This is a genomic window from Pseudomonas sp. MWU13-2862 (assembly GCF_023242495.1).
In the GTDB taxonomy this organism is placed as follows: Bacteria; Pseudomonadota; Gammaproteobacteria; order Pseudomonadales; family Pseudomonadaceae; genus Aquipseudomonas; species Aquipseudomonas gingeri_D.
Window position 1 is genome coordinate 506,869 of the sequence record NZ_JALMEZ010000002.1, and the last position, 24,740, is coordinate 531,608.

27 protein-coding genes are annotated in these 24,740 nt (G+C 58.7%); 17 read left to right on the forward strand and 10 right to left on the reverse strand.

The window, feature by feature from the left end; genetic code table 11:
• Window positions 1-10: 10 nt before the first annotated feature.
• From M5C56_RS05700 to moaE, 4 genes are read left to right on the forward strand one after another with little or no spacing between them, the layout of a single operon-like run.
• On the forward strand, window positions 11-910 hold the full coding sequence (locus M5C56_RS05700; RefSeq protein WP_103498903.1) for a bestrophin family protein: 900 nt from the start codon (window positions 11-13) through the stop codon (window positions 908-910).
• 13 nt (window positions 911-923) lie between these two features.
• On the forward strand, window positions 924-1,418 hold the full coding sequence (gene moaC, locus M5C56_RS05705) for a cyclic pyranopterin monophosphate synthase MoaC (protein WP_103498902.1): 495 nt from the start codon (window positions 924-926) through the stop codon (window positions 1,416-1,418).
• Complete coding sequence (locus M5C56_RS05710; RefSeq protein WP_103498901.1) at window positions 1,415-1,666, forward strand: MoaD/ThiS family protein; 252 nt, start codon at window positions 1,415-1,417, stop codon at window positions 1,664-1,666. The genes moaC and M5C56_RS05710 overlap by 4 nt, the downstream gene beginning before the upstream one ends.
• A 3-nt stretch (window positions 1,667-1,669) precedes the next feature.
• Window positions 1,670-2,122 carry a molybdopterin synthase catalytic subunit MoaE gene (gene moaE / locus M5C56_RS05715; protein WP_103498906.1) on the forward strand — a complete coding sequence of 151 codons (453 nt, stop codon included), beginning with the start codon at window positions 1,670-1,672 and terminating at the stop codon, window positions 2,120-2,122.
• A 35-nt stretch (window positions 2,123-2,157) separates the two neighbouring features.
• Here the strand turns inward: moaE and glp are convergent, their stop codons facing one another.
• Both glp and moaB read right to left on the reverse strand, forming a co-directional pair.
• Window positions 2,158-3,363: a gephyrin-like molybdotransferase Glp gene (gene glp / locus M5C56_RS05720; RefSeq protein ID WP_103498900.1), complete on the reverse strand. Its 1,206-nt coding sequence runs from the start codon at window positions 3,361-3,363 to the stop codon at window positions 2,158-2,160.
• Window positions 3,360-3,899 (reverse strand): molybdenum cofactor biosynthesis protein B, encoded by a 540-nt coding sequence (moaB, locus tag M5C56_RS05725; RefSeq protein ID WP_100940289.1) that lies wholly within the window; start codon window positions 3,897-3,899, stop codon window positions 3,360-3,362. Before moaB ends, glp begins: the two co-directional genes overlap by 4 nt.
• A 352-nt stretch (window positions 3,900-4,251) precedes the next feature.
• Here moaB and M5C56_RS05730 point away from each other — a divergent pair, with 352 nt between their 5' ends.
• Window positions 4,252-5,148, forward strand: coding sequence for a LysR family transcriptional regulator (locus M5C56_RS05730; RefSeq protein ID WP_103498899.1), 897 nt, complete (start codon window positions 4,252-4,254; stop codon window positions 5,146-5,148).
• Window positions 5,149-5,338: 190 nt separating this feature from the next.
• On the opposite strand, the gene M5C56_RS05735 is transcribed toward M5C56_RS05730, so the two are convergent.
• The gene (locus M5C56_RS05735) at window positions 5,339-6,076 is read right to left on the reverse strand and encodes a transporter substrate-binding domain-containing protein (protein ID WP_103498898.1); all 738 of its coding nucleotides are present in this window, start codon (window positions 6,074-6,076) and stop codon (window positions 5,339-5,341) included.
• Window positions 6,077-6,282: 206 nt separating this feature from the next.
• Between M5C56_RS05735 and M5C56_RS05740 the strand changes: the two genes are divergently transcribed.
• From M5C56_RS05740 to M5C56_RS05755, 4 genes are read left to right on the forward strand one after another with little or no spacing between them, the layout of a single operon-like run.
• The gene (locus M5C56_RS05740) at window positions 6,283-6,918 is read left to right on the forward strand and encodes a 4Fe-4S dicluster domain-containing protein (RefSeq protein WP_103498897.1); all 636 of its coding nucleotides are present in this window, start codon (window positions 6,283-6,285) and stop codon (window positions 6,916-6,918) included.
• Window positions 6,919-6,928: 10 nt separating this feature from the next.
• Window positions 6,929-8,587, forward strand: a complete 1,659-nt coding sequence (locus tag M5C56_RS05745) for an FAD-binding protein (RefSeq protein WP_103498896.1) — start codon at window positions 6,929-6,931, stop codon at window positions 8,585-8,587.
• A 10-nt stretch (window positions 8,588-8,597) separates the two neighbouring features.
• The gene (locus M5C56_RS05750; RefSeq protein ID WP_103498895.1) at window positions 8,598-9,848 is read left to right on the forward strand and encodes an NADH-ubiquinone oxidoreductase-F iron-sulfur binding region domain-containing protein; all 1,251 of its coding nucleotides are present in this window, start codon (window positions 8,598-8,600) and stop codon (window positions 9,846-9,848) included.
• 56 nt (window positions 9,849-9,904) lie between these two features.
• Window positions 9,905-11,356: an anion permease gene (locus M5C56_RS05755; protein WP_103498894.1), complete on the forward strand. Its 1,452-nt coding sequence runs from the start codon at window positions 9,905-9,907 to the stop codon at window positions 11,354-11,356.
• Window positions 11,357-11,481: 125 nt separating this feature from the next.
• Here M5C56_RS05755 and M5C56_RS05760 read toward each other — a convergent pair whose 3' ends face one another.
• Window positions 11,482-12,774, reverse strand: a complete 1,293-nt coding sequence (locus tag M5C56_RS05760; protein ID WP_103498893.1) for an MFS transporter — start codon at window positions 12,772-12,774, stop codon at window positions 11,482-11,484.
• A 346-nt stretch (window positions 12,775-13,120) separates the two neighbouring features.
• Here M5C56_RS05760 and M5C56_RS05765 point away from each other — a divergent pair, with 346 nt between their 5' ends.
• Window positions 13,121-14,392: an aspartate carbamoyltransferase gene (locus tag M5C56_RS05765; protein ID WP_103498892.1), complete on the forward strand. Its 1,272-nt coding sequence runs from the start codon at window positions 13,121-13,123 to the stop codon at window positions 14,390-14,392.
• Window positions 14,393-14,520: 128 nt separating this feature from the next.
• On the opposite strand, the gene M5C56_RS05770 is transcribed toward M5C56_RS05765, so the two are convergent.
• A complete protein-coding gene (locus M5C56_RS05770) occupies window positions 14,521-14,718 on the reverse strand; it encodes a DUF1737 domain-containing protein (protein ID WP_103498891.1) in 198 nt (65 codons plus the stop codon).
• A 168-nt stretch (window positions 14,719-14,886) separates the two neighbouring features.
• Between M5C56_RS05770 and M5C56_RS05775 the strand changes: the two genes are divergently transcribed.
• A complete protein-coding gene (locus M5C56_RS05775) occupies window positions 14,887-15,483 on the forward strand; it encodes a flavodoxin family protein (protein WP_103498890.1) in 597 nt (198 codons plus the stop codon).
• Window positions 15,484-15,528: 45 nt separating this feature from the next.
• On the opposite strand, the gene M5C56_RS05780 is transcribed toward M5C56_RS05775, so the two are convergent.
• Complete coding sequence (locus M5C56_RS05780; protein WP_103498889.1) at window positions 15,529-16,434, reverse strand: LysR family transcriptional regulator; 906 nt, start codon at window positions 16,432-16,434, stop codon at window positions 15,529-15,531.
• Between the two features lie 118 nt (window positions 16,435-16,552).
• On the opposite strand from M5C56_RS05780, the gene M5C56_RS05785 reads away from it, so the two are divergent.
• Entirely contained in the window at window positions 16,553-16,972 is a 420-nt protein-coding gene (locus M5C56_RS05785) for a DoxX family protein (protein ID WP_103498888.1), read from the forward strand.
• Between the two features lie 41 nt (window positions 16,973-17,013).
• On the opposite strand, the gene M5C56_RS05790 is transcribed toward M5C56_RS05785, so the two are convergent.
• A complete protein-coding gene (locus M5C56_RS05790) occupies window positions 17,014-17,676 on the reverse strand; it encodes a dihydrofolate reductase family protein (protein ID WP_177104613.1) in 663 nt (220 codons plus the stop codon).
• A gap of 424 nt (window positions 17,677-18,100) precedes the next feature.
• Between M5C56_RS05790 and M5C56_RS05795 the strand changes: the two genes are divergently transcribed.
• Window positions 18,101-18,724: a YbhB/YbcL family Raf kinase inhibitor-like protein gene (locus M5C56_RS05795; protein ID WP_103499750.1), complete on the forward strand. Its 624-nt coding sequence runs from the start codon at window positions 18,101-18,103 to the stop codon at window positions 18,722-18,724.
• A 34-nt stretch (window positions 18,725-18,758) separates the two neighbouring features.
• Window positions 18,759-19,613, forward strand: coding sequence for a helix-turn-helix transcriptional regulator (locus tag M5C56_RS05800; RefSeq protein WP_247263022.1), 855 nt, complete (start codon window positions 18,759-18,761; stop codon window positions 19,611-19,613).
• A gap of 39 nt (window positions 19,614-19,652) precedes the next feature.
• On the opposite strand, the gene M5C56_RS05805 is transcribed toward M5C56_RS05800, so the two are convergent.
• The 3 genes from M5C56_RS05805 to M5C56_RS05815 form a co-directional block, all read right to left on the reverse strand.
• A complete protein-coding gene (locus M5C56_RS05805) occupies window positions 19,653-20,111 on the reverse strand; it encodes a metallophosphoesterase family protein (RefSeq protein ID WP_103499748.1) in 459 nt (152 codons plus the stop codon).
• Between the two features lie 131 nt (window positions 20,112-20,242).
• Window positions 20,243-21,190, reverse strand: coding sequence for a DHH family phosphoesterase (locus M5C56_RS05810; RefSeq protein ID WP_103499747.1), 948 nt, complete (start codon window positions 21,188-21,190; stop codon window positions 20,243-20,245).
• A complete protein-coding gene (locus tag M5C56_RS05815) occupies window positions 21,187-21,702 on the reverse strand; it encodes an aminotransferase class V-fold PLP-dependent enzyme (protein ID WP_247263021.1) in 516 nt (171 codons plus the stop codon). The genes M5C56_RS05810 and M5C56_RS05815 overlap by 4 nt, the downstream gene beginning before the upstream one ends.
• 802 nt (window positions 21,703-22,504) lie before the next feature.
• Here M5C56_RS05815 and M5C56_RS05820 point away from each other — a divergent pair.
• From M5C56_RS05820 to M5C56_RS05830, 3 genes are all read left to right on the forward strand, one after another.
• Window positions 22,505-22,855, forward strand: coding sequence for a hypothetical protein (locus M5C56_RS05820; protein WP_103499746.1), 351 nt, complete (start codon window positions 22,505-22,507; stop codon window positions 22,853-22,855).
• A 446-nt stretch (window positions 22,856-23,301) separates the two neighbouring features.
• Window positions 23,302-23,616: a hypothetical protein gene (locus tag M5C56_RS05825; RefSeq protein WP_103499745.1), complete on the forward strand. Its 315-nt coding sequence runs from the start codon at window positions 23,302-23,304 to the stop codon at window positions 23,614-23,616.
• Window positions 23,617-24,094: 478 nt separating this feature from the next.
• Complete coding sequence (locus tag M5C56_RS05830; protein ID WP_247263020.1) at window positions 24,095-24,433, forward strand: hypothetical protein; 339 nt, start codon at window positions 24,095-24,097, stop codon at window positions 24,431-24,433.
• Window positions 24,434-24,740: the final 307 nt, after the last annotated feature.

The following is a 24,740-nucleotide window of genomic DNA, read 5'->3' on the forward strand; positions in this document are numbered from 1 at the left end:
GTTGTTTTCCATGATCGTCAGAGCCAAACCCAACCTGATCAATGTATTGATTTCACTCAAGGGTTCTGTGGCCAAGCGGATTGCGTTGCGAAGCCTTCTGGTGGCACTGCTGGCTTCGGCGATTGTGCTGGTCGAAACCCTCCACCCCGCGTACTTCTCGAAGGTCAACGCCACGCCCTTCACACTGCTGGGCTTGTCACTGTCGATCTTCATGAGTTTTCGCAACAACGCCTGTTACGACCGCTGGTACGAAGGGCGCAAGGCGCTCGGGGCGATGGTGATGGATATACGGGGGATGATTCGGGAAACTCAAGTCATCAAGGACACCCGCCAGCGCAGCGAGATCCTGCGCAACCTCTGCGGATTCGCCCATGCGCTCAACGCCAGGCTTCGCCAGGAAGACGAACTGAGCGTGGCCGAGCCCTGGCTGGACAGATTGCCCTCTTTCAACGCACTCAATATTCCGGAAAGTGTTCTGTGTCGAGTCAGCCAACAATGCTCGACACTCGTCGAATCAGGGGGCATCAGCGAATGGCGCTATATGTTGATGGCCGGACATTTGAGCAGCCTGACCACGACACAGACGATTTGCGAGCGGATCAAAAGCACGCCGCTGCCCTTCCCCTACACACTCCTGCTGCACCGAACAAGTTACATGTTCTGCATCTTGTTGCCCTTCGCAATGGCCGAGCCACTGGGTTGGCTGACACCCGTTTTCACCGCGATCGTGAGTTACACGTTTTTCGGACTGGACGCAATTGGCGACGAACTGGAGGACCCCTTTGGCCACGACGAAAACGACCTGCCAACCAATGCCATCGTGCGCAACATTGAACGTGAAGTACTGGGTGCCACCGGCGCCACGGAGCTCCCTCCCGTACTCCAACCCATCGATTTTGTACTGAACTGATCCGAGGACCACCATGAACGCATTCGAACACACGTTGACGCACCTGGACGCCGAAGGCAGGGCCAGCATGGTCGACGTCACGGATAAAGACCCGAGCAACCGTGAGGCACAGGCACAAGCCTGGGTACGCATGTTGCCGTCCACCTTGAAACTGATCCAGCAAAATGGCCACCCCAAGGGTGATGTGTTTGCAGTCGCCCGAATCGCCGGGATCATGGCGGCGAAGAAAACCCATGAACTGATCCCGTTATGCCACCCATTGATGCTGAGTTCGATTCACGTCGAGCTGAGCGCCGAGGAGCCCGACAGCATAAAAATCGTCAGCACCTGCCGGCTCAACGGCAGAACCGGCGTCGAACTGGAAGCCCTGACGGCGGCCAGTGTGGCGGCGCTGACGATCTATGACATGTGCAAAGCCGTCGACCGGGGAATGGTCATTGAACGTGTCCAGTTGCTCAGAAAACAGGGCGGAAAATCGGGTACCTTTGTCGCCGGTGACGTCCAATGATCCTGATCAACTACTTTGCCCGCTATCGGGAACAACTCGGCATCGAAGGCGAAAAAATCGCGCTGGACGGGTCCTTGAAAACCATTGACGACGTCAGGGAGCGACTGGGCGCCAGAGGCGCGATTTGGCGGGAAGTGCTCGGCGAAACCAGCCTCATGTGCGCGCTGAACCAGGAATTGTGTACGCCCGCGGCGCCGATAGAAGACTTCGATGAGATCGCTTTCTTCCCCCAAGTGACCGGGGGTTGAGTGATGGCTGTTCAGGTTCAGACCGAGTTGTTTGATCTGGGTGAACTGACCCACGGCTTACACGCCGAAGACCCTGGCATCGGTGCCGTGGCCACCTTCGTGGGCTATGTGCGTGATCGTAATCAAGGGGATAAGGTCAGCCACTTGTACCTTGAGCATTATCCGGGAATGACCGAGCGCTCATTGCAACTGATCGTCGATCAGGCCCATGAACGCTGGCCGCTGCAACGGGTGACCCTCGTCCACCGCGTGGGGCTGTTGAAGGTCGGCGAGCCCATTGTCTTTGTCGGCGTTGCCAGCGAACATCGCCACGCGGCCTTCGATGCCTGCGCGTTTCTAATGGACTACCTGAAAACCCGCGCGCCTTTCTGGAAGCGTGAACACACCCCGTCCGGTGAGCGCTGGGTAGAGGGAAGAGAGAGCGATCGGCTGGCGGCGAATCGCTGGGATGCATGAAATCCCCCCAACCCGGTTGGGGGGAATGCAGCGCATCAGAACAAGCCGCAGAAGGGAATAAACCGTGCCGTATCACCGACCTGCAACGTACAACCCTCGTGGATTTCGACCAACCCGTCGGCCCAGGAGGCGCCCAGCAACACACCTGAACTCTGGTTCGGATACAGCACCGCCCGCCCCTCCTCCAGTTTGGCCCGCAGGTATTCCCGACGGTTTCCTGCTTTCGGCCAGTCAAAACCGACGTTAACCGGGAAGCTCAAGGGCGTGACGTCTTCGACACCCTGGATGCGTAACAGGTAAGCCCGGGCCAGTAGCCCGAATGTCACCAGCGCCGACGTCGGATTGCCTGGCAGACCGATGACCGGCACGGTGCCAAAGTACCCCACGGTCAGGGGTTTACCCGGCTTGATCGAGAGTTTCCAGAATAACGGCTTGCCGCACTGGCGCAGCACCTCGCCGAGGCAATCGGCATCACCGGCAGACACACCACCGGTGGTCAGGATCAAGTCCGCGGCCTGTTGCAGTTGCTCGAGCTTGAGCCGCGTGTGCCGCGGCTGGTCGGGAAGAATGCCGCCATCGATGACCTCACAACCCAAGGCGCTCAACCAGTGGCTGAGCAATGTGCGATTGCTGTTATAGATACAGCCGGGTTCCAGCGGCGTTCCCGGCTCGGCCAGTTCGTCGCCCGTGGACAGCAGCGCGACCCGTGGACGCCGTACCACCGGCACATGGGTGCAGCCCTGCGCCGCCGCGATGGCCAGCTCGAACGGCCCGAGTCGTTTGCCGGCCTGCAGCAGCACCTGCCCGGCACGGTTCTCCTGGCCTTGCGGACGAATATTCTGGCCAACGCTCAGCGGCTGTTTGAAACGGACGCGACCGTCCTCCATCAGCTCGACGTTCTCCTGCATCTCGACGCTGTTGGCCCCCTCGGGTACCGGCGCTCCGGTGAAGATTCGAGCGCAGGTACCCGCGAGCAATGCCTGCGGCGCCTGGCCGGCAAAAATACGCTGCGACACGGCTAGCGGCTGGCCGTTCCAGTCGTCGATATTCAAGGCGTAACCGTCCATGGCACTGTTCGGCCAGGGAGGCAGGTCCAGTGTCGCCACCAGATCATTGGCCAGCACCCGTTGCCGGGCTTCACTCAATGCGACCGGCTCGCTTTCTTGCAGACGTTGCACCTGGGCCATGGCCAGCAGCGAGGCAATGGCCTCCTCCACCGGTATCAGAGGTGACTGGCTCATCCCCGCGTCCCGCAGAGGGGCACCGACTTGAGGTGTGGCACGAAATTGCACGGCCTGTGGCGCGCATCCAGTTGCTCGGCGAGGATGCCTTCCCAGGCGGTCCGGCAGGCACCGGTCGAGCCCGGCAGGCAACACACCAGCGTACCGTTCGCCAGCCCGGCCAAGGCGCGACTCTGTACCGTGGACGTGCCGATATCGAGAATGGAAATCGCCCGGAACAACTCACCGAAACCATCGATTTGCTTATCCAGCAAACAGCTCACGGCCTCGGGCGTGCTGTCGCGGCCCGTGAAGCCGGTGCCCCCGGTAATCAACACCACCTGAATCTGCTCATCGGCAATCCAGGTAGCGACCTGGGCGCGGATCTTATACAGATCATCTTTGAGCAGGTTACGCTCACTCAGGCTGTGCCCTGCTTCCAGCAATCGACTGACCAACAATTGCCCGGAGGTATCATTGGCATATTCCCGGGTATCGCTGACGGTCAATACGGCAATATTCAAGGGTACAAACAATGCATCCGATTTCACGTTCATGTCATTCTCCGGCAGGCCATCATCAAAACAATTGCCAGAGGCTAAGGCGCTAAAACAATGACTGTCTAATCGTTACGGCTGACCGGGTTATCGAGTGCCTCTATCAATGATTTTTCCCCGGGTCATTTCGCCGCTGATTGAGTCAATCGATCAGCCATTCAATGCTTGTGATTGGACACACGGACAGGACAGTGAGATTGTCTGCGCACCCCACAGGCTGGCCATCGGCGTCCATCGGATAACGCCCACGGCATTGCTTCAAAGGGCCGGACCAGGATTACCGAAACCATCCCTGCGTTCTGCACAGCGGCCTCAATACTGACCTCTTATTTACTCCTCAGCAGGTGCCATCGTGGACATCAAGCAACTCAAATTCCTGATCGCGCTGGAGCAGACTCGACACTTCGGGCAGGCTGCCGCGCGCTGCCACATTACCCAGCCGACGCTGTCCATGCGTTTGCGCAATCTTGAGGATGAACTGGGCCTGGAACTGGTCACCCGGGGCCAGCGCTTCGAAGGGTTCACCCAGGCCGGTGAACGCGTGCTGGCCTGGGCCAAAACCTTGCTCGCCGCCCATGACGGGTTGTTCGCCGAAGCCGCCGCCTGTCGCGGTCAACTGGTCGGCAACCTGCGCCTGGGCCTGGTGCCGCTCAGCGGCTTCAGCCCGATCAGCTACATCCAGGGTCTGTCCCAGACCTTCCCGGAGCTCAAGTTCAGTTTGTCCTCCATGAGTTCGGACCAGATCATCGAAGCGCTGGGCACTAATCAACTGGACCTGGGCGTGTGTTATCTCGACCACGTAAACCCCAATTACCTGGAGTTTTTCGAACTGGGCGAGACCCGCGTCGGCCTGCTTTACGACACGCGCCATTTCCATTTCGAAGGCACGGAAATGAGTTGGGAAGACGCCGCCGAGCTGCCCCTGGGGATGATCAGCAATGGCATGCACTATCGAAAATCCATTGACCTGAGTTTCCGCAGCCGCGGCCTCGACCCACAGCCAATACTCGAAAGCGATTCGACGTATCAGTTGTTCCAGGCGATCCACGAAGGTTTTTGCTGTTCAATCATGCCGCTGGACAGTGGCCTGGATAATCCGATCGAGAACCTGGCCTTTATCAACCTGCCGGATGCCAGCGTCCTTGCGCCCCTGGGCCTGGTGATGCGTAAAACCGAACCACGCTCGGCCATCGCCGAAAAGTGTTTTGCTGAAGCCAAAAAATTGTATGCCACCAAGAGCCCGATCTAGCGGGTCGGTGGTTTGTTTATGAATGGCGATCTGACGCGTTTCGATCTCAACCTCCTGGTTGTACTCGAGACGGTCAGGCTCGTCGCCAGTCCACATGGCCCGTTCGATCCAAGTCGTATGCAAGCGACACTCTCAGTGGCGTCGCGGGTAAAGCCGGAAACGCGACTAAGACCCCGTCCAAGTACCGGGCTCACTTTGTTACGCGATCAAGCAACCAACGCTGCTTCAGCTGTTGCAGGCGCCCATCACGGTTCATCTCGTCGAACGCGTTCTGCCAGCGCGCAACCAGGTGGGCGTCCGTCTGTGGGGAAAAGGCGATATAGGCGCCCTGCGTCATCAGTGGCCATTGGTAGTGCAGTTCGTCAGGTTTGAGCCCGGCCTCATGAGCCAGCGTGGCGATGGTGAGCGTATCCGCGACGATCAGATCTGTTCGCCCCAGGCGTAGCAATCGCATCATCTGCTCGGGGGTTTCCACGCCGTACAAATTACTCATCCCCTGTTTTTTCAGGTAATCGTAAGCCAGCCATTTACGCGGCAGTGCGATTCGGCCGACGGCACTGGCGTCTTGCAGGCTATGCAACGGCGGTGCTTTTCCAGATCCCGCATAGAGTGCCGTTTCGACGTCCAGCAATGGGCCTACCCATTGGTAGTGCGGCACGCGTTCGGCAGTACGCAGTACGGTAAAAACTGCCGTGTCCGAGCCCGTGCCAGCGACTTGCAAGGCCCTAAGCAAGGGCGTCTGTTCAATATGCACATGATCGCCGGTTATCTCTGCGAGAGCGTGCACCACGTCAACGCCAAACCCCACCAACTCATCGCCGCGCTGAAAATGCAAGGGTGGATGGTTATCGGTCAGCATGCGCAGATCCGCTGCGGTAGCCGAGAAAGCAAGGAAAGACAGCAGGCAGCAGCCGAGCACCCGTCTCATGAATCGACCTCAACGTAAGGGGCATCCAGTGTATGACAGCCCTGCTCCAGATGTCTCGGTGGGCACTTGGGCGGCTTAAGCATCTGCAAACGACAAACTCGACAGGAGCGTGTTCGGTTTTATTGAGCCGTATCAGTTCCCCTCTGGCCGTGATGCTCTAGGCTGCCCTTGAGCCCTTGCCGTTTGCGGGGCGTTCAGGAGTTTTTATGCCAACATCCCCGGTTCAGGTCACCATCAATGGAGAACTGATCGAAACCAGCGCCCTGCGTTCGATCCTGGAAGCCGTTATCGACTCGGGACAACCGCTTATCGACGCGGTCGGCTGCATGGGCCAAGGCGTCTGTGGCTCGTGCCGGGTGCTGATCCGGCGCGCCGGCGAACGGGAGGTCAGCACCGCCCTGGCCTGCGAAACCCGGGTCGAGCAGGGTTTGCAGATCAGCTTCCTCGACCATCTGCCCATGAACCGGCACCACACCTACAACCTCCATGACTGGGATGACACCTGGAACATCTCGGAGCGCATTGCCGCCACCTTTCCCGAAGCCAGCCATTGCCGGCACTGCGGCGGTTGCGACCGCGCCTGCCCCAAGGGCCTGGAGGTGCAGAAAGGCGTCAACCTGGCCGCCGTCGGGGATCTGTCGGCGAGCCAGGTATTCGACGAATGCATCATGTGCAACCTGTGCACCATCGCCTGCCCCGAGCATATTTCGCCGAACCATCTGGGCCTCTACATACGCCGGATGTCAGCGTCCGTCGGCTTTCGACCGGCGGACCTGATGCAGCGCCTGAGCCAGATCAACCGCGGCGTGATGAACGTCGACCCCAACGTAACGCTGGAATAAGGAACACGACATGTCCGGTATTCCTTATCCGCAAGCCCTGGCCCAACTGCGCGCCAGCGCTTGCGAGCCCGCCTCTGAAGCTTTCGATAAACAGGCACTGCTGCACGCCTTCCACCCGGACTATCGGGTGGGGGCCAATACGCCGCTGCAGGTGGGCGTGAATCGCGGGGAGCATTGCCCACGCGAACTGACGGAGCGCCTGCACAGCAACGCGCAAATTGATGACGCGGCCTTGGCCGGTGCCCCGGTGGTCAATACCGGCGTGCTGATTATCGGCGGCGGCGGTGCCGGTTGCGCGGCGGCGCTGACCGCCGTGGAGCACGGTGCCCATGTCATCCTCGCGACCAAGCTGCGCCTGGGCGACAGCAATACGGTGATGGCCGAGGGCGGTATACAGGCGGCCGTCGGCGAGGACGACAGCCCCCAGATTCACTTTGAAGACACCCTGCGCGCCGGCCACCTCTGTGCCGATCGAACGCTGGCGGCGCGCCTCGCCCAGTCGGGGCCGGAGACTATCCGCTGGCTGATCGAGCGCGGCATGCACTTCGATCTCGCCGAGGGCGGCCTGATCGGTGGCAAGCTGCTGCGCAAGAAGCCCGGCGGTGCCAGCCGTGCGCGCATCCTCTCGTTCAAGGACTACACGGGTCTGGAGATGATGCGGGTGCTGCGCGAGGCGGTGGAGCTGGAAGAGCGGGTGAGCGTGTGGAACCGCTGCCCTCTGGTCGAGCTGCTCTCCGATGAAAGCGGCACCTGCGTGGGCGGCGTACTCTACAACCTGGAACGACACAGCTTCATCCTCGTGCGCGCCAGCCGCGTGATACTCGCCACGGGCGGCGCCGGGCGCCTGCACCTCAATGGCTTCCCCACTTCCAACCATTATGGCGCCACCGCCGACGGCTTGATCCTGGCCTATCGTCTTGGCGCTCGCCTGCGCGAAATCGATTCCTTCCAGTATCACCCCACCGGATTGGCCTGGCCGTCGCATCGTGTCGGCGGGCTGGTTTCCGAAGCCGCGCGCTCGGCCGGCGCCTATCTGGTGAACGGCCTGGGGCAGCGTTTCATCCCCGAACTGCAAACCCGCGATGTGGTGTCCGCCGCGATCCTCAAGGAATGCGCCGAAGGCCGTGGCGTCGAGCGTGACGGGCAACTGGGCGTCTTGCTCGATACCCCCGGGCTGGAGCGCCGCCATCCGGGGATTCTCAAGGAACGCCTGGTGAGCCTGGGACATGTCGCGGCCCAGTGCGGTATCGATCCGGCCGTGGAACCGCTGATCGTCCGGCCGACCCTGCATTATCAAAACGGTGGCGTGGCCATCAACGAGAACGGCGAGACCTCGGTACGCGGGCTGTACTGCGTCGGCGAAATCAGCGGCGGCATCCATGGCCGCAATCGCATGATGGGCAACGCCCTGGCAGAGATCATCACCTTCGGACGCCGGGCTGGAGAGCACGCGGCCCACACCGCCGACCCCACGCCCGCGCCGAAGGTCGGCCTGTCCCACGTGTACGACTGGCAACGCCAGTTGATCGCCGCCGGCTTGCCGCTGGACGTCTACGGCCCCGAGCTGTTTCCCGGGTACGGCAACTTCGACCTGCGCCGGCACAGTGCCGTGCCCCACCGGGCCAAGGGTGCACTGCCGACCACTCACGCCGACTCGCTGCCTTACTGAGATGCCTGAGATGAAGACTCAACTCGTATTACTCGCCCCCGCCGTACAAGTGGGCGCCGACCTCGATGCCTGGTTCGCCCAGGGCGGCGGTGAAGGCTTGCGCGCCGCACTCAGCCATCCGAGCGGCATCCTCCCGACCCTGGCCGAGGCAGACCTGCGCGGCCTGGGTGGCGCCGGTTTCCCCACCCATCGCAAGTGGGCCGCCGTGGCGGAGCAGCCCGCGGAGCTGGAAAAGTATGTCCTGTGCAACGGTAACGAGGATGAGCCAGGCACCTTCAAGGATCGCGAGCTACTGGAAAAGTCGCCGCATCAGGTGATCGAGGGCGCATTGATTGCCGCGCTGGCCACAGGGGCCAATCACGTTTACCTCTACGTCAACCCGCACCAGCACAACGCAGTGGCCGTTGTGTGTCAGGCCGTCGAGCAATGGCGGGGCTGCGCCCTCCTGGCCGAAGTCGCCCGGCAGCAGAATCGCCCGATCGACCTTGCGGTGGTGGAAAGCTCGGGCCTGTATATCGGCGGCGAAGAAACCGCGGTGATCGCCAGTGTCGAAGGGGGCTTCCCCTTCCCCCGGCAGAAACCGCCCTACCCCGCGCAAAGTGGCGTGCATGGCCAACCGACGCTGATCAACAACATCGAAACCCTGGCCCATGTTGCCCACATCCTGCGCCATGGCGCCGCCTGGTACCGAGACCTGGGCCTGGGTGACGCCTGCGGGACCAAGCTCTACTCGCTCTCCGGGGACGTACTCAGGCCAGGCCTGTACGAGCTACCGATGGGCACCTCGTTGCGCACGCTGATTTTCCAGCACGGTGGTGGCATGTTGTGCGAACGCGCCTTCAAGGCGGTATTCACCGGCGGTCCTTCCAATACCCTGCTGGGCGCGGAGGACCTGGATGTGCCCCTGGACTTCGATACGCTCAAGGCGCGCGGTTCAAGCCTGGGGACCGGGGCCATGATCGTGATTTCGGAGGGCACCAGCATCGTGCGCAAGGTGGCGGAGTACGTCGACTTCTTTGCGGCGGGCTCCTGCGGCCAGTGCCCGCCGTGTAAAGCCGGGACTTATCAACTCTCGCGGTTGCTGCGGCGAATCGATACCGGTATGGGCCTGCCCGATGACCTGAAGGCACTGGAGAGTCTCTGCCATCTGCTTCCGGGCAGCGGCCGCTGTGGCCTGATCGATGGCGCGGCAACGGTGGTGCTCAGCTCCCTGAAGCAATTTCGCAACGAATACGCCGCTCAAGTCATTGCCGTGGGTTGATGACCTGCAATCACCCTTCACTCGCATTCAGCCCCGGTATTATTAGGAACTCGATCGTGCGTAATCTCTGGACATTTCTGCTGCCACCTTGCGTTGCCCTGGTGCTCGCCCTCCTGCCGGCACCGGCCGGGTTGGCCCCCCATGCCTGGTATTTTTTCGCCCTGTTCGCCGGGGTGGTCGTCGGCCTGATCTTCGAACCGCTGCCGGGCGCCGTGATTGGCCTGATCGGGGTCGCGGTCGCGGCGGTGCTGGCCCCCTGGGTGCTGTTCAGTCCGGAACAACTGGCCAGCCCAGGTTTCAAGGTGCCCGCGGAGGCCTTGAAATGGGGCCTGTCGGGTTTCGCGAACAACACGGTCTGGTTGATCTTCAGCGCCTTCATGTTTGCCCTGGGCTATGAGAAGACCGGGCTGGGGCGGCGGATCGCGTTGCTGCTGGTCAAGCGCATGGGCCGCAAGACCCTGACCCTGGGCTATGCCGTCATGCTCGCGGACCTGGTGCTGGCGCCCTTTACCCCGTCCAACACCGCTCGTAGTGGCGGGACCATCTACCCGGTGATTCGCAACCTGCCCGGACTCTACGACTCCAAGCCGAACGACCCCAGCGCCCGGCGCATCGGTTCCTATCTGATGTGGGTTGCCATCGCCTCCACCTGTGTCACCAGTTCGCTGTTCATGACCGCATTGGCACCCAACCTGCTGGCCTCGGCCCTGATCGAAAAAATCGCCGGCGTGCATATTTCCTGGGGCCAGTGGTTTATCGCCGCCGCACCGGTCGGCCTGCTGTTACTGGCAGTGCTGCCCTTGCTGGCGTACTGGCTGTATCCGCCACAGATCAAGAGCAACGAAGAAGTGCCGGCCTGGGCGGCCCGCGAACTGATAGATCTGGGCCCACTGTCTCGCCGCGAAAAGATCCTGTTGGCGTTGGTGGTGAGTGCGCTCGGACTGTGGATATTCGCGGGGGATTGGCTTGACCCGGCCCTGGTGGGCATCCTGGTCATCGTGTTGATGCTTCTGACCCAGGTCATCACTTGGGATGACGCACTGGGCAACAAGGCCGCCTGGAACACCTTCGCCTGGTTCGCCACCCTGGTGGCCCTGGCCGACGGGCTGACACGGGTGGGCTTTGTGCCGTGGTTTGGTCAATTCGTCGCGGCCCACCTGAATGGATTTTCTCCAAACGTTGCCATGATGCTGCTGGTGGTGGTGTTTTATCTGGCCCATTACCTGTTTGCCAGCTCCACCGCCCACACCACCGCGCTGCTGCCGGTGATGCTGGCGGCCGGGATGGGGGTGAGCGGCATCGATCTGCAAGCCTTCGCGCTGCTGCTGGGCACGTCGCTGGGGCTGATGGGCATCATCACACCCTATGGCACGGGGCCGAGCCCGGTCTACTACGGCAGTGGTTATCTGCCCAGTGCCGATTACTGGCGCCTGGGCTCTATCTTCGGCGGGTTGTTTCTCATTCTGCTGCTGGGCCTGGGTGCGCCTTGGATTCTTGCGCTGTCCTAGAGTCGTTGCGTCAACACTCACTTGTCTGGCTTGCTCGTGACAGCGATGAATCTTGGCCCGCGGAACTGTTGTTGAGAGCGAACCATCGGCCGTGAGCCCCACCCTGCTGCAACACGCTCGTTGCCTTATGCCGGTGTCCGTTCAAGCCTCTTGAAACAAAGTAACCCGATCATGCTGACAAAAGCGAAGACGAGCCAACCCATGCTGATCGGCGTCCATCGCGCGCCCATACTGCCCAGATAGTTTCCCAGTGCTCCACCTATCGCCCAAGAGACTGCTGACGCGCCGAAATAGCTTCCAGCGTTGCTCTCGGTCGTCAGTTCAGCAAGAGCGATATTCGACGCGGGCAAGATGAGGCTTTCGCCAAAGGTGAAAACTAAAGCTATGCCGACGAGGATCAGCAGAGACTGCTGCGAGTTCCATTCACCCAGGAAAATGAGCGCCGCCAGCGCGAAACAGGCGAGCAGCGCGAGATGACCGATAGACATCAGGGATTGCCACCTCGCGCGCTGGAACCATCGCATTCCCAGCAGCGCGGTTAAGACACCGAACAAAGCGTTCGCGATGTAGAACGGTCGCACACCGTTATACCCTGACGCTCCCTGAGCGAAAGTCAGCGGGATGAACACATAAATTTGCGTGTACACCGCCCAGAACGGGATAAGTGCGATGCAGAGTCTTCGAAATTGCCTGTCATGGAAAACCTCAAAAAGCGCAGAGGCAACCCGCCTCGGTCTTTCATGCCCGTGCGTCCGTACCGCTGCGAACGGTGCCACCAAAGCCAACACAGCGAAGATATAACCGCTCACCTCAAATGGAAAAGCGCCGCCATGGGCAGGCAGTAAGAACAGCACCATGGGCCCGACCAGCGCCCCCAGATTAAGTACAAGATTATTCAAAACGAATACACGCGAACGGATGTCTGTTTTGAGGCTGCCGAACACGGAGTACGCGGTCGTTTCATAGAGGGCTGCGCCGAGTCCACTCAAGAAGGCACAGGCGAGCAACGCGGGGAAATCAAGGACATGGCCCAAGCCGATGAATCCCATGGCACGGCAGGCCAGGCCTGACGAAGCCAGCACTCGGCTATTGAAGCGGTCGGTAGCGAATCCTAGGATAAGCGGCAATAGCCGACTCGACAGCAGGCTCACGGTGAGTACGCTCGCGATGTCGCCGGCACTCAAATGTTGCTCGACACTGAGAAAGGCAGCCAGCAGCGGAAAAGACCCGAACACCGAGAGATTGACGAGAAGCTGCAGAAAGAGCAGGACCGTTGTTGCCAAGCCAATGCCGCCCGTGAATCGATCAAAAGGCGACGAAGCCCGGCGAACCTTCATTGATTGCATGGCGTTACTTGCAGACCGAATTCTTCGCAAATCAAGTTTATTCCCCGATTCGCGGTGATCAACATCGTCCATCCTTCTCTCCCTGACGTTTTTATGGGCCGGAAGGACGAAGAGCACAAAAAAGCCCCGTCCGTTTCCGGCGGGGCTTTTCGGTTAAATCGTGGCCAGTGTTTAGAGCGCACAACCTCCCCGCGGCCCGCCGATGGCGGTCGTGGTGGTGGTTGTCGTGGCGGTAACGAAAAATGTATTCATTGAATTCAACGTAACGCCCTCCGTATCGCTCGTCAACGGTAGATCTCACCCGGGCCGGATAACCTGCCGACAATCGCCAGGAGCGCAGCCGAAAAACCACGCTTGAGTTAAGATTACTGGCGCTCAATAATACTCAGCGTGTATATATCATTCGAGATCATACCCCATGTCCCAGCAAGTTTTTCTGCGTGATGCCATGCGCCGCCTGAACTTCACCCGTGACGCATTGGCGCAGCGCATTGGCGTTTCCAGGCGAGCCCTGGATAGCTGGCTGTTGCCAGACGAGTCGCCAGAAGTCCGTAATATGCCGGAGATTGCCCAGCGGTTCGTCCTGGAAATTCTAAAAAAGACATCGGCTTATACACAGAGTGTAGATACCCATCCAGCAGGTAACAGTGAATCGGGCCAACACCTGTTGTCGGTGGACAGCTATACCCGCGACTCGGTAGAGGCGCTGTTGCGTGTCGCCGACATCATGCAGCCGATTGCACGCCGCCAGAAAACCACACGCGTACTGGAAGGTGCGGTACTGGCCAATCTGTTTTTCGAGGCCAGCACCCGCACCCGCCTGAGTTTCAGCTCAGCCTTCGCCCGCCTGGGTGGATCGGTGTGCGACACCACCGGATTTACCTTTTCCTCAATGGCCAAGGGCGAGTCGATCCATGACACCAGCCGGGTCATCAGCGGCTACGCCGATGCCATTGTCGTGCGCCATCCAGAGCAGGGAGCGGTAGCCGAGTTTGCCCGTGCCACTCACGTGCCGGTGATCAATGCCGGCGACGGGCCGGGTGAACACCCCAGCCAGGCATTGCTCGATCTCTACACAATCCAACGCGAATTCTCGCGCCTGGACAAGCTGATTGATGGCGCCCATATCGTCTTTGTCGGCGACCTCAAATACGGCCGCACCGTGCACTCGCTGAGCAAACTGCTGGCGCTGTACCGCAACTTGAGGATCACCCTGATCTCGCCACCGTCGCTGATGTTGCCCGAGAGCCTGGTGGAGCACCTTGCACGCAATGGGCACCATGTCGAACAGACCTACGACCTGCCCAGTGGATTGAAGGGCGCGGATGTGGTCTACGCCACCCGCATCCAGAAAGAGCGCTTTGCCCAGCAGGAAACGCTGGAGGGCTACAACGCCGACTTCCAGATCAACCAGGCCCTGGTCAACGCCACCTGCGGTGCCCGCACCCTGATCATGCATCCGCTACCACGGGACTCGCGCCCGGACGCCAATGACCTCAGCGTCGATCTCAACTCCGACTCGCGACTGACCATCTTCAAACAGACGGATAACGGTATCGCCGTACGCATGGCCATCTTTGCCACACTGCTGGGTGTTCAAGACCAGGTTCAGCACTCGTTACGCGAGGTGGGATGGCGGGTACCGGTGTACTTGGGCCCGGACGAAGAAGTGCCCTATCGCGACCAATGACCTGCAAGCGGTGAAAAGGATCATGAGGCCTCGGAGCCAGGAAGATGCCCCGCCAAGCAAGTTGCTTGTTCATGAGGCCTCGGATTGTAGGGAAAGCGGCCGTCCTCGCACCAGGAGATAGTCGCTGACTATTTGGCGGAGGTAGCACCTGCGGACCAGATTATTGCCTGCGCAACGATCACCTGCTGCCCGTTGAAAGTGACTGCAGGAGAACCATGCAGCACGTACCCCATGCTCAAGGCGTCACTGACGCGGTGGCAAAAGGCGGCGTCATCGGGGCCAGTCAGTACGCGATAAATGGGAAGTCCTTCTGGGGGTCGGCTCATAGATCAATTTCCTTCGATAATGGGTGGAGTTTCCCTGGCACACGGGGTTGCCATTGTTCACCAGAGCGATAACAGACTGTTCGATCTACCGTGATTTATAACGCATTTTCGCCCCAGTAGAGTGATTCCCATGTCACCCACCAGCACGAATCACACAGGGAAGCACTCATGAATCCACACACCACTTCGATTAAAACAGCCATCGTCTACCACTCGGGCTATGGCCATACCGCGCGTATGGCAACCGCCATCGCTGAAGGCGCCGGCCCCGGCGCTGTGCTCGTTGCAATCGACGCCGAGGGGAATGTTGCCGAGGATGCCTGGCAAGTTCTCGCCGGCGCAGATGCCATCCTGTTTGGTTCGCCGACCTACATGGGAGGTCCTAGCTGGCAGTTCAAGAGATTCGCGGACGCCTCCTCGAAGATCTGGTTTGAGGGCGGATGGCAAAACAAGATCTTTGGCGGCTTCACCAACAGCGCCAGTATCAACGGCGACAAGCTCAATACCCTTGAATACTTCTTCCTGCTCTCCGGGCAGCACGCTGGCATCTGGGTGGGTATGGATATCAAGCCGGCGAACGTCAAGGCTTCGAAGCGCGATGACCTGAATCGCATGGGCTCCTATATCGCTCCGATGGCGCAGACACCTGCCGATGCTTCCCCTGAAGAGATGTCGCCAGGGGATCTGGAGACGGCACGCCTCTATGGCGCGCGTGTCGCTTTGATTGCCGGATACTTGCGATCCGGAAAATCTCAGAGTGCCTGAAATCCAAGCCCCTCCGGTTGGGGACGGACGAAGAGGTTCGCCTCGCTATTGCAGATGCGGCCTCAGCACATCTTCGACCCACTTCATGAATACCCGGACCCGGCGCGACAGATTGCTCCGATGTGCGACGACGAGGGACACGGGCAGCGCTCGGCGACGCAAATCGGGGAGGATCTCTACCAGTGATCCGCTCTCCAAATATTGGCCGATCCCCAAGAGCGGTGCCTGAATCAGGCCAAGGCCGGCGAGGGCCGCCGCTTCGTAGGTCTGCGCGCTGTTGAGGTGTAGCGCACCTGGCAACTGAAGCGTCGCGTGGCTGTCGCCGTCCGGATATTCCCATCCATAGGGTCTTGCACCCAACATCGTCGAAAAATGAATGATCTGATGTCCCTGACGCTGGAGATCTTCCAGCGTTCGAGGGACACCATAGCGCGCCAGATAGGCGGGACTGGCGGCGTTGACCATGGGCAACTGGCCCAGTGGACGGGCAATCAGCGTCTCGTCCCTTATGGGGCCAAGCCGCAATACACAGTCAAACCCTTCTTGCACCAGATCGACCTGCCGATCCGTACTCGACACCTCCAACTCCAACTCGGGATAAGCCGCCATGAAGGCCGGCAAGGCCGGCACGATAGTGGCGCGTGCCACCTCGGTCGGGAAATCGACCCGTAAACGCCCGCGAAGTGTCACGCGATCATCCGCGAACATCGAGTGCAGGTCATCGACATCAGCAAGCAGATCGCGGGCACGGGCATGAAATGCGCGTCCATCCTCCGTCAACTGCACGCTGCGCGTCGTCCGGTGCAGGAGCCTGACACCCATCTCCTCCTCCAGCTTGCGGACCACCGTCGAGGCCCTGCCCTTTTGGATACCCAGGCTATCGGCCGCGCGGGTGAAGCTACCCATTTCCGCCACTGTTATGAATATGAGGAGGGGTTCGAGATTCTGCATGTTCGGGCCTCGGAATTGTTCACCACAGAGAGAACAGTATGTTCACTTTGTCAGTGCTTATAACATCCCGGAGACACAGTAAGCTTCGAAACTGGATAACCCCAGCGGAGAAAGACAAGTGTCCGAAACGATGAATCTGCATCATGTGCCTGAAATCATGACCTCGCATCGCGCCCTGTGGGTCGGCCGGATCATGAGCGCGTTGGTCGTTATCGCCCTGGTGGCAGACGGCACCGTTCAGCTTTTTGCGCCGGCACAGATCGCGAGCCTGTTGCAGGAAACCGGGTTCGCGATGGACCTGACCCGTGTGGTGGGTCCGATCGTACTCGCCTGCGCCCTCCTTTACGCCATCCCGGCCACCACCGTCCTCGGCGCGATCCTGGTGACGGGCTTTTTGGGAGGGGCCATCTGCGCCCATGTCCGCATGGGTGAGTTGGGGTCGCCGCCGGAAATCATTTCCCTGCTTCTGGGCGCCATGACCTGGGGCGGCCTCTACGCGCGCGATCCCCGTATCCGGGCCATTCTGCCTATCCGCTGAACCGGGCGGATCAGGTATGGGCGCAGACAGCGCATCGGTTGTTAAGCGCCATTGCCCCCTTGGCGCCGGAGTACAACATGGGTGGCTTTCTCCGATGCGACGAACTGAACGCATTCGTATCCCAGGGCGCGCGCGTCAACCCCCTCGAACAATCGCTCTCCCCCGCCCAGCAGGACCGGCGAAATAGCGATGTGCAGCTCATCGATCAGGCCGGCACGAAGATATTGCCGGATCGTGTCAGGCCCGCCACCAATGCGCACATCCATTCCGTTGGCGGCATCGCGCGCCTGCTCAAGCGCCTCGTGAATACCGCCGGTGACAAAGTAGAACGTCGTTCCGCCTTCCATATGGATGGGCGCGCGCGGGTGATGAGTCAAGATGAACGTTGGAACGTGATAGGGCGGGTTGTCTCCCCACCAGCCTTTCCAGTTCATGTCGGGCCAGGGGCCGCGAATCGGTCCGAACATGTTTCTTCCAAGAATCCAGGCACCCACGTTCTTGAAGCTCCGCGCAGCGAAGTCGTCATCGAGCCCCGTTGTGCCGCCGTCGGCGCCAAACAGGGTGCGCTGGAAGGTGCGTGTTGGGATTAACCACTGGTGCAAATCTGTCCCGCCCACGCCGAGCGGATGATTCAACTCCTGATTCGGGCCCGCTCCGTATCCGTCAAGCGAGATAGTGAAACCCGCAACTCGGACGCGTGTCATGTTCATGCCTCCTTTCGATTGACGCCTAGCTCTCTGTTTCGACAGCCATTCTGCTGTATAGCTCCGACTGCTCTGTATAACAGTCCGCAGAAAAATTCACGGGGAACGGCTCCCGGTTTGGTACGGCATAAGCATAGTTGAGAAGGATCAGGAGGTAGTAATGACGGTAGGGGCTCCCTGCCCTTTCGCAGAGACTTACGACCCAGTACCTTTTCTTCTGCCTCCACGCATGCCTATACCTGGCCCAAGTTGACTGGATGTGTTCAGTTTCTGATTGGCTGGGTCAAAGGCAAAACTCACTTCCACTCTAAAATCACTCCCGCAGCCGTCCCTTCTCGAGGACTGGTAAACGCCACGATCCCGAGTGCCACATTCACTCGATGAGCCAGGCGTCCGATACCTCACTGCTTATTCAGGCCCAACCATGAAACTGACCAGTAACGCCTTTGATGACAACGCCGCCATCCCGGGGGAATACGCCTTTGCTGTTCCGAACGCGGAGAGCCACTACACACTCTCGAGCAACCGCAACCCACATCTGGCGTGGACAGAAGTCCCGGAGCATACTCAATCGTTTGTTCTGATATGCCACGACCCAGACGTCCCGAGTGTGGGCGATGATGTGAATCAGGAAGGTAAAGTCATTGCCGCGTCCTTGCCGCGCGTCGATTTTTACCATTGGCTCTTGATCGATATTCCTGCCAACCAGCGGGAAATTACCGAAGGGAGTCATAGCAACGGCATCACCCCCCGAGGCAAAAACGGTCCGCAAACCGGCGATGGCCAACGCCATGGCCTCAATGACTACACCGCCTGGTTTGCATCGGACCCACAAATGTCCGGCGAGTACTACGGGTACGATGGCCCATGCCCGCCGTGGAATGACGAGCGGCTGCACCACTACGTGTTCACTGTCTACGCTTTGGACGTGCCCAGCCTCGTGATATCGGGCCCGGTTAACGGCGCGAATATTCTGGATGCACTGCAAGGGCATGTACTGGCCAAGGCCAGCCTTACGGGCACCTACACCCTCAACATGGACCTGTGATTGTGCGGCCAACTTCAGGAACCACACCCTCACCATGGATCGGCCTGAGCCTGTGACTGCCCCGCAACCGGACGACGCCCGCTGGCTGCTGCCATCGGGCGCCCCCCTGCAAGCGCAAGCGCCATGCATGCTGGCCAGGCCGCGCCTGATGAGCCCTCAGCACGCTACCAACTTCCGCTTTTTTGAAGCGACGTTGCTGGTCGTGACATCAGGCCATTTGACACTGGACAGTGGTGAACGTACCTGGGAGTTGGCTGATCCCCGTACCTTGATGGCCGTGGCCAAAAACGCCATCACGGATATTCAAAAAACACCGGATAAAAACAGTTCGACGTTTGCTTCTCTGTTTTTGACGTTCGCACCGGGCCTGATCACTGAGTTTCACCAACGCTATGGGCACAACGTCACGGCCTCATCCATGGTCACTGAATGCAAGACGGCGGAACTGGACGAAGACTTGAATGATGCGCTGCAGTTTTGCATTCGAGGAATCGACTCACGAACCGTTTCGGAGGCGCAACAGACAAATCGGTTGATGGGACTTCTGTTGGCATTGCAGAAACGGAATATTGTATTCCTCCGCCCTTCAGTCCCTGGGCTGGCGGAGCGATTAACCCAGTTACTGGCCAAGGCTCCGGACAAACACTGGACAGCGGCACAGGTAGGTCGCGAATTAGCCGTCAGTGAAGCCACCTTGAGGCGACGCCTCGCGGAAGAAGGCGTCAGCTTCAGCGCAGTGCTGACCGAGATTAGAATGCATCACGCGATGATGCTGTTACAGACGACGCATTTCAGCATTTCGCAAATAGCCGACGCCTGCGGGTATCGCGCGATCTCAAGGTTTTCAATGCGTTTCAAAAGCCGCTTTGGTTTCTCTCCTGTACGGTAGGAAAGAAACGGATGGCCCCACCGTTTTCGTTCATTCGGATCATGGCAGAAGCGAAACCAGGCGAGGCTCGATGGAGGTCTCAAGCACCTCCAGCAGCGCCAGTGTCACCGGAAGCTTGAAACGCCGTGGACCCGCGCTCCCTGGGTTGAGATACAAGGTTTCATCACGCCATTGAATGAGAGGCTTGTGCGAGTGGCCGGTGATTACCAGCTTTATGCCCTCATCCAGAGCTGTTGGAACATCGGCGATGTCATGCACGAGCAGGGTCCGCCATCCGCTCAGGTCGAGCCGCAGAAGGTCCGGCAGATGGGCTGCCCAGGGTGCGTCCTGGTCGTTATTACCGCGCACAACGAACAGTGGAGCGATAGCGGCCAGGTGCTCAAGCACCTCAGGCTTACCGATGTCGCCGGCGTGAATGATTTTTTCACAGCCCTTCAGGGCAGCAAGGGCCTCGGGACGGAGAAGGCCGTGAGTATCGGAAATCACTCCAACTTTCATGCAGGGCACCGTGAGGGCTGGAAGTGGTCAGCGAGTGTACCCACAAGTGCCTCGGGCAGAGCAATGTATCGAAATCACGGTCACCTGTTGCGACAAAGCGAGCCGGTGGCGTATTCGGCCAACCTGGCGGCTCAACTTCTCGCTATCTCCGGTATGGCGTCTGCAATGGAGATACGGCCCAAGCCCAACTTCACCAGCTCCTTACGCAGCAGCGAGCGCTCAAGCACCGCCATTCCGGCCTGCCATTCGATCGGCAGCAAATGGCTCAACTTCTGTTGGCTGACCAAGGGCTCAGCCAGAAAGTAGCTCTTGCACTCGCGGATGCTGATGACGTTCAACAGCCAATCTCCACCCTGCGCCGCCAGCCAGTGAGCGATCGTTGAGCGATGCGTTCGGATCAGCGCACTGGCATCCCACACCGCCATCTGCGCGAAAACCTGCGGCAGGTTGCTATCGGCTTTCAGCCGCTTCATATCAACCGCCAACGCGCCAATCAGGTCTGACTCGATAGTCGCTTGGCACTCGGAGAAATACCGCTCAGGCCAGTCCGCAGCCAGTTTCGCCCGCCGTGCGAGGACCTCATAAGCCCGGATATCCGATTGGGTGGTCAACTGCCCGGTGAAATTCAGGGTATTGTCCAGAATCGCCGTGGCCAGCAACGCAGCACTTTTTTTGCTGATCCGCGGCAACAACCCCATCGCTTCCCAACGCTGAAAAATCTGAGTCGCTGCTGCTCCGATCTGCAGAATCTCCGCACCAGATCCAAGCTTCTGCGCCCAATAGTTTTCAAAACCAGGGTGGTGGTCAATGACTTCCACCACCTGATCAAGCACCACCACCGTGTCAAAATGGTGGTAGTCGGAGACATCCACCAACACGAACTCATCACCCGCTCTCGGCAGATAATCGTCCAGAGAGGATTGCCATCCAAGCACGGTCCTGGAGATGCTGGCATTGAGCGGGGCACTACTGACGGCCCGAGCATCGATGCCCTGTTGATTCAACAGCTCGGCGTACGCAATGCAACAGGCATACGCGTCGATGTCCAGGTACGCCGACCCGGAGGTCACCACCCTCATGACACGCGAGCCACAGCGTGAGCTGCCGAGACAGTCGAAGACAACTTCAGCCCGTGGGCCATACCCTCCAGAATCCGCTCATAGCCGAACTGACACTGTTCTTCGTCGATGGAAATACGCACGGTGGCTCCGGCGACCCGGTCGGGATATCCCAGCTGTGTGACCGTGTTGGATAGGCTGAGTGTCTTGTCCGAACACGCCGACCCTGCGGTTATGTAGATCGACTGCGTGTTCAAGGCCGACTGTAGTTTTTTTGTATTCACTCCCGGCGATGCAATAAAGCTCACGCACGGTATACGCGGTGCTTGCTCACCGATCACGACCACTTCGCCCAGCATCGCTTGCAGAGTACGTTCAAACGCTTCCCGACTGCGTTGTGCCGCGGCTTTTGCGGAGCCGTATTTCTGTTGCATCTCCTGCAACGCGGTTTCAATCGAAAGAACACCCGGGTAATTCTGCGTACCGCCGCGCAACCCGCCTTCCTGGCCGCCACCAACAATCAACGACGACAATCCGTAGCGATCTCTGGCGTACAGAAAACCGGCACCGGGTATTGGAGCCACTGTTGAAAATCAAGCAGTCGGCACCCGCACCCACCACTATCAGATTTATCCATGATCTGACAAAACATCGACATCGGTTTTCCTTAAAATCCATTGTCCATAGTTAAAACAGCGTATTAGCGTGCCGAATTACTTTGTCACGTTCTTTTTTGGCAGACAAAACTCGCATGTTTTCATTTCATAAATGTGACGTGTGAGGGAGCCTTATGGCTGTTCAATGCACGGATAACCTTTTGCGGGTAAGCCCTTTGTCCTTCGTTTTGCTCCCCTTATCCCCTTCCGTTTCAACGCGCCTTTTAGGACCTTTTTAGGGCGCGGGACGTCAGGGGAGATGTCACCCGATTTTCGCAACAAGGGGTCGATGCGGGCCTGAACCGTACCGATACAGGTGAAAAAGTAGGACCGCTCTTACATGAATCGATCAAGTGCCTGATTCGCCCGTCCCTTCATGCACCTACAGGCATAAAGTCAGCTTTTGGCCGACTAAATCGTGGGAAACGGCTGACTGCCTCAACCAACAGAATTGATCGACTATTTGCTCAGGGTCGCTGTCGAGGAACAGCCCCTCATCAGGTGGTCATGATCTACAAGGCTACGACGTACAGGAGTGCGTTGATCAGTGCAGTACGCCGGGCATTCATAGGCGAGGACAGGCGTCACTCCCTCACCGACCGAATGCCCGATTTTCACACTGACGGACGCTTGCTACCAGGCAATGCCTCCGGACAAATGATCGATTGCAGGAGATACGATGAAGTCCTCAAAACACCTGGATAACGCGCTCGAGGCTGCCGGTTGTATTGAAGAAAAACTCAAGGCTGCGGTAGAGGCATGGCGGGCCGACATTGACCGTTTCGCTTCAAGTTATGAACTGAAGGAGATCAATCACGAATTAAGGTTAACCATCAGGCAGAGAGAACATCAGCTTCATTCGTCCATTCATTCTCAGTGCAGCGAATTAACCTGTTTGATCAGAAACGTAAAATCCGATCTGGATATGATCAAGTTCAATAGACAGTTGTGGAGCGCCACCCTGCTGTATGGGGTCACGCCCTTCCTCATCATGACCGTTATGTTTGCATGGATAGATAAAGTCAAATAGAGCACAGCGCATTCACCGTGTCACTGGCAGGTTGGCGTTTGTGGTTCTCTCGTTGCTCGGCACGGTCTACGTGCTGATTCACAGCCATTCATATCCCGTACGCAGAGCACGCCTGCGTACGGGTGTGAGGTCTCTGCCGGCATTGTGCCCCTAACCCTCCGCTACAGACGTGCCAAAGATGGTAACAAGGCCTCAAAAGTGGATCCGATGTTTCGCTATTCAGTCGTCGAGGCTTTTAGCCAGACAGGCCACCAACGCCATGTGGCCGTGGCTGTTGATCACGCAGTAGTCCGCCCTCTACCTCACGCCTCGGGTGAGGCATGCAGACTTCAGTATACTGAGAGGCCCCTTTATCCAAGTCAGTGGGTTGCAATGCCGAGCCGCAAAAGCAGATCACTCGCATCGTCTTATAGCTGGGCCTCGCAGGCCACAGCGGAGCGACGCACATGACAGCCACCCCCCTCATCGCTCGTGAGGTTTACCAGGTGCTCAAAGAGGTTGCTCTGGGTGTACGCGCCCTGCGTCGACTGAGCCCGCAGTCCTGGAGCGAGATCCATACCGGACCTATGCCCGTTGAGGTCGATGGCTGGACGCTTACGCTTTTCAATGACGGCGACATTCTGGATTACTGTGAAGACGCGACGTGCCCTGCTGGAAGAACAGGAACGCTTGAAGACTGGCAGCGTTACGGAACCAATCCAGTTGATCTACTGAGCGCTTGGGAACATCGGCAGTTGGAGCTCATGCTCGCCAATCTTTGAGACCCCATCACCCTTCTTCGTCATCCAAAATGCTACTGGTTAAAGCGCTAGCTCTTCCAGGCTGGAAGCCTGAGTATCAGACCTATGTAGTGCTTCCCTGAAGGATCACCTGTCAGAAAAAACGCCCGATCAAAAGGGAAAAGCACGCGCCAGTTGTGAGGCGGCCTCTTTCTCTAGGAGTGCGCCCAAATTCACTCAGCTTTCCAGCAGAGAGCAGATCATCTGCACGCGTCAAACGAAGTATATCCCTACAATCACCCGAGAAATGGCTGGCTATCTCAGTCAATGGGTTTGGCTCGACTATTAGATCGGGATGACGGCTGACAACAACCTCTTCCCAGGCGGTGTTGTCCTCGAGACCACCGTGTACTGACGGTTCATTGATCGGTTGATGGTACGCCCAGACTTTGCAAGTGTGAGCACGTCAATGGACTACTCTACAAAACCAAAGCCGCTGTCAATGGCTTAGGAGAGCGAAGTGAGAGATCCAGCATCAAAATATGATCTGACATCTACTGAAAATCTGTTGAATCGAAACATCTCAAATCAGGGCGATAAGTTAAACGACTCGATCAGAGAGTTGCGTACGTCTATTAAAGAACAGAGTGAGAGCATAGCTACTCTCAGCAAACCCCTCATCGATCAACGCCGTCAGTTTTGTAAGGAAATTGCCGAAGAAATCGCACTGAACAATCGTATAGAACGTGATAGGGCCAAAGAGCAACGGTCTGACAGAATCGGAAAATGGATGGTCATTCTGATGACCACGGTGATAATAATTCTAACTGTTTTTAAACTACATATTGAAAGCCTTTAAAATTTTGGCAGTCCCTGCTGGCGCCAGGAACACCTGACATCAAGGTTTCAAAAACTCAACGTCAGTCGGCAAGCTTGTCTCTCTTGATCTGCGCTCACACCGTACACAGCAGTGAGCATTTGTGGGACGCGGCAAGGACGCCGCCATGGCCCCCCTTCCCCTCGAAGCCCTCATGTTAAAACAACGTTTCCATGAGGCACACCCTGTGACAGCACGTGCAATACAAGAACACTACATCCAGAACTGAGAACAGAGCCCCCTGCTCTCTGTACGACTGTGCGCGGCATACGTGTAGTTGCGCGCAATT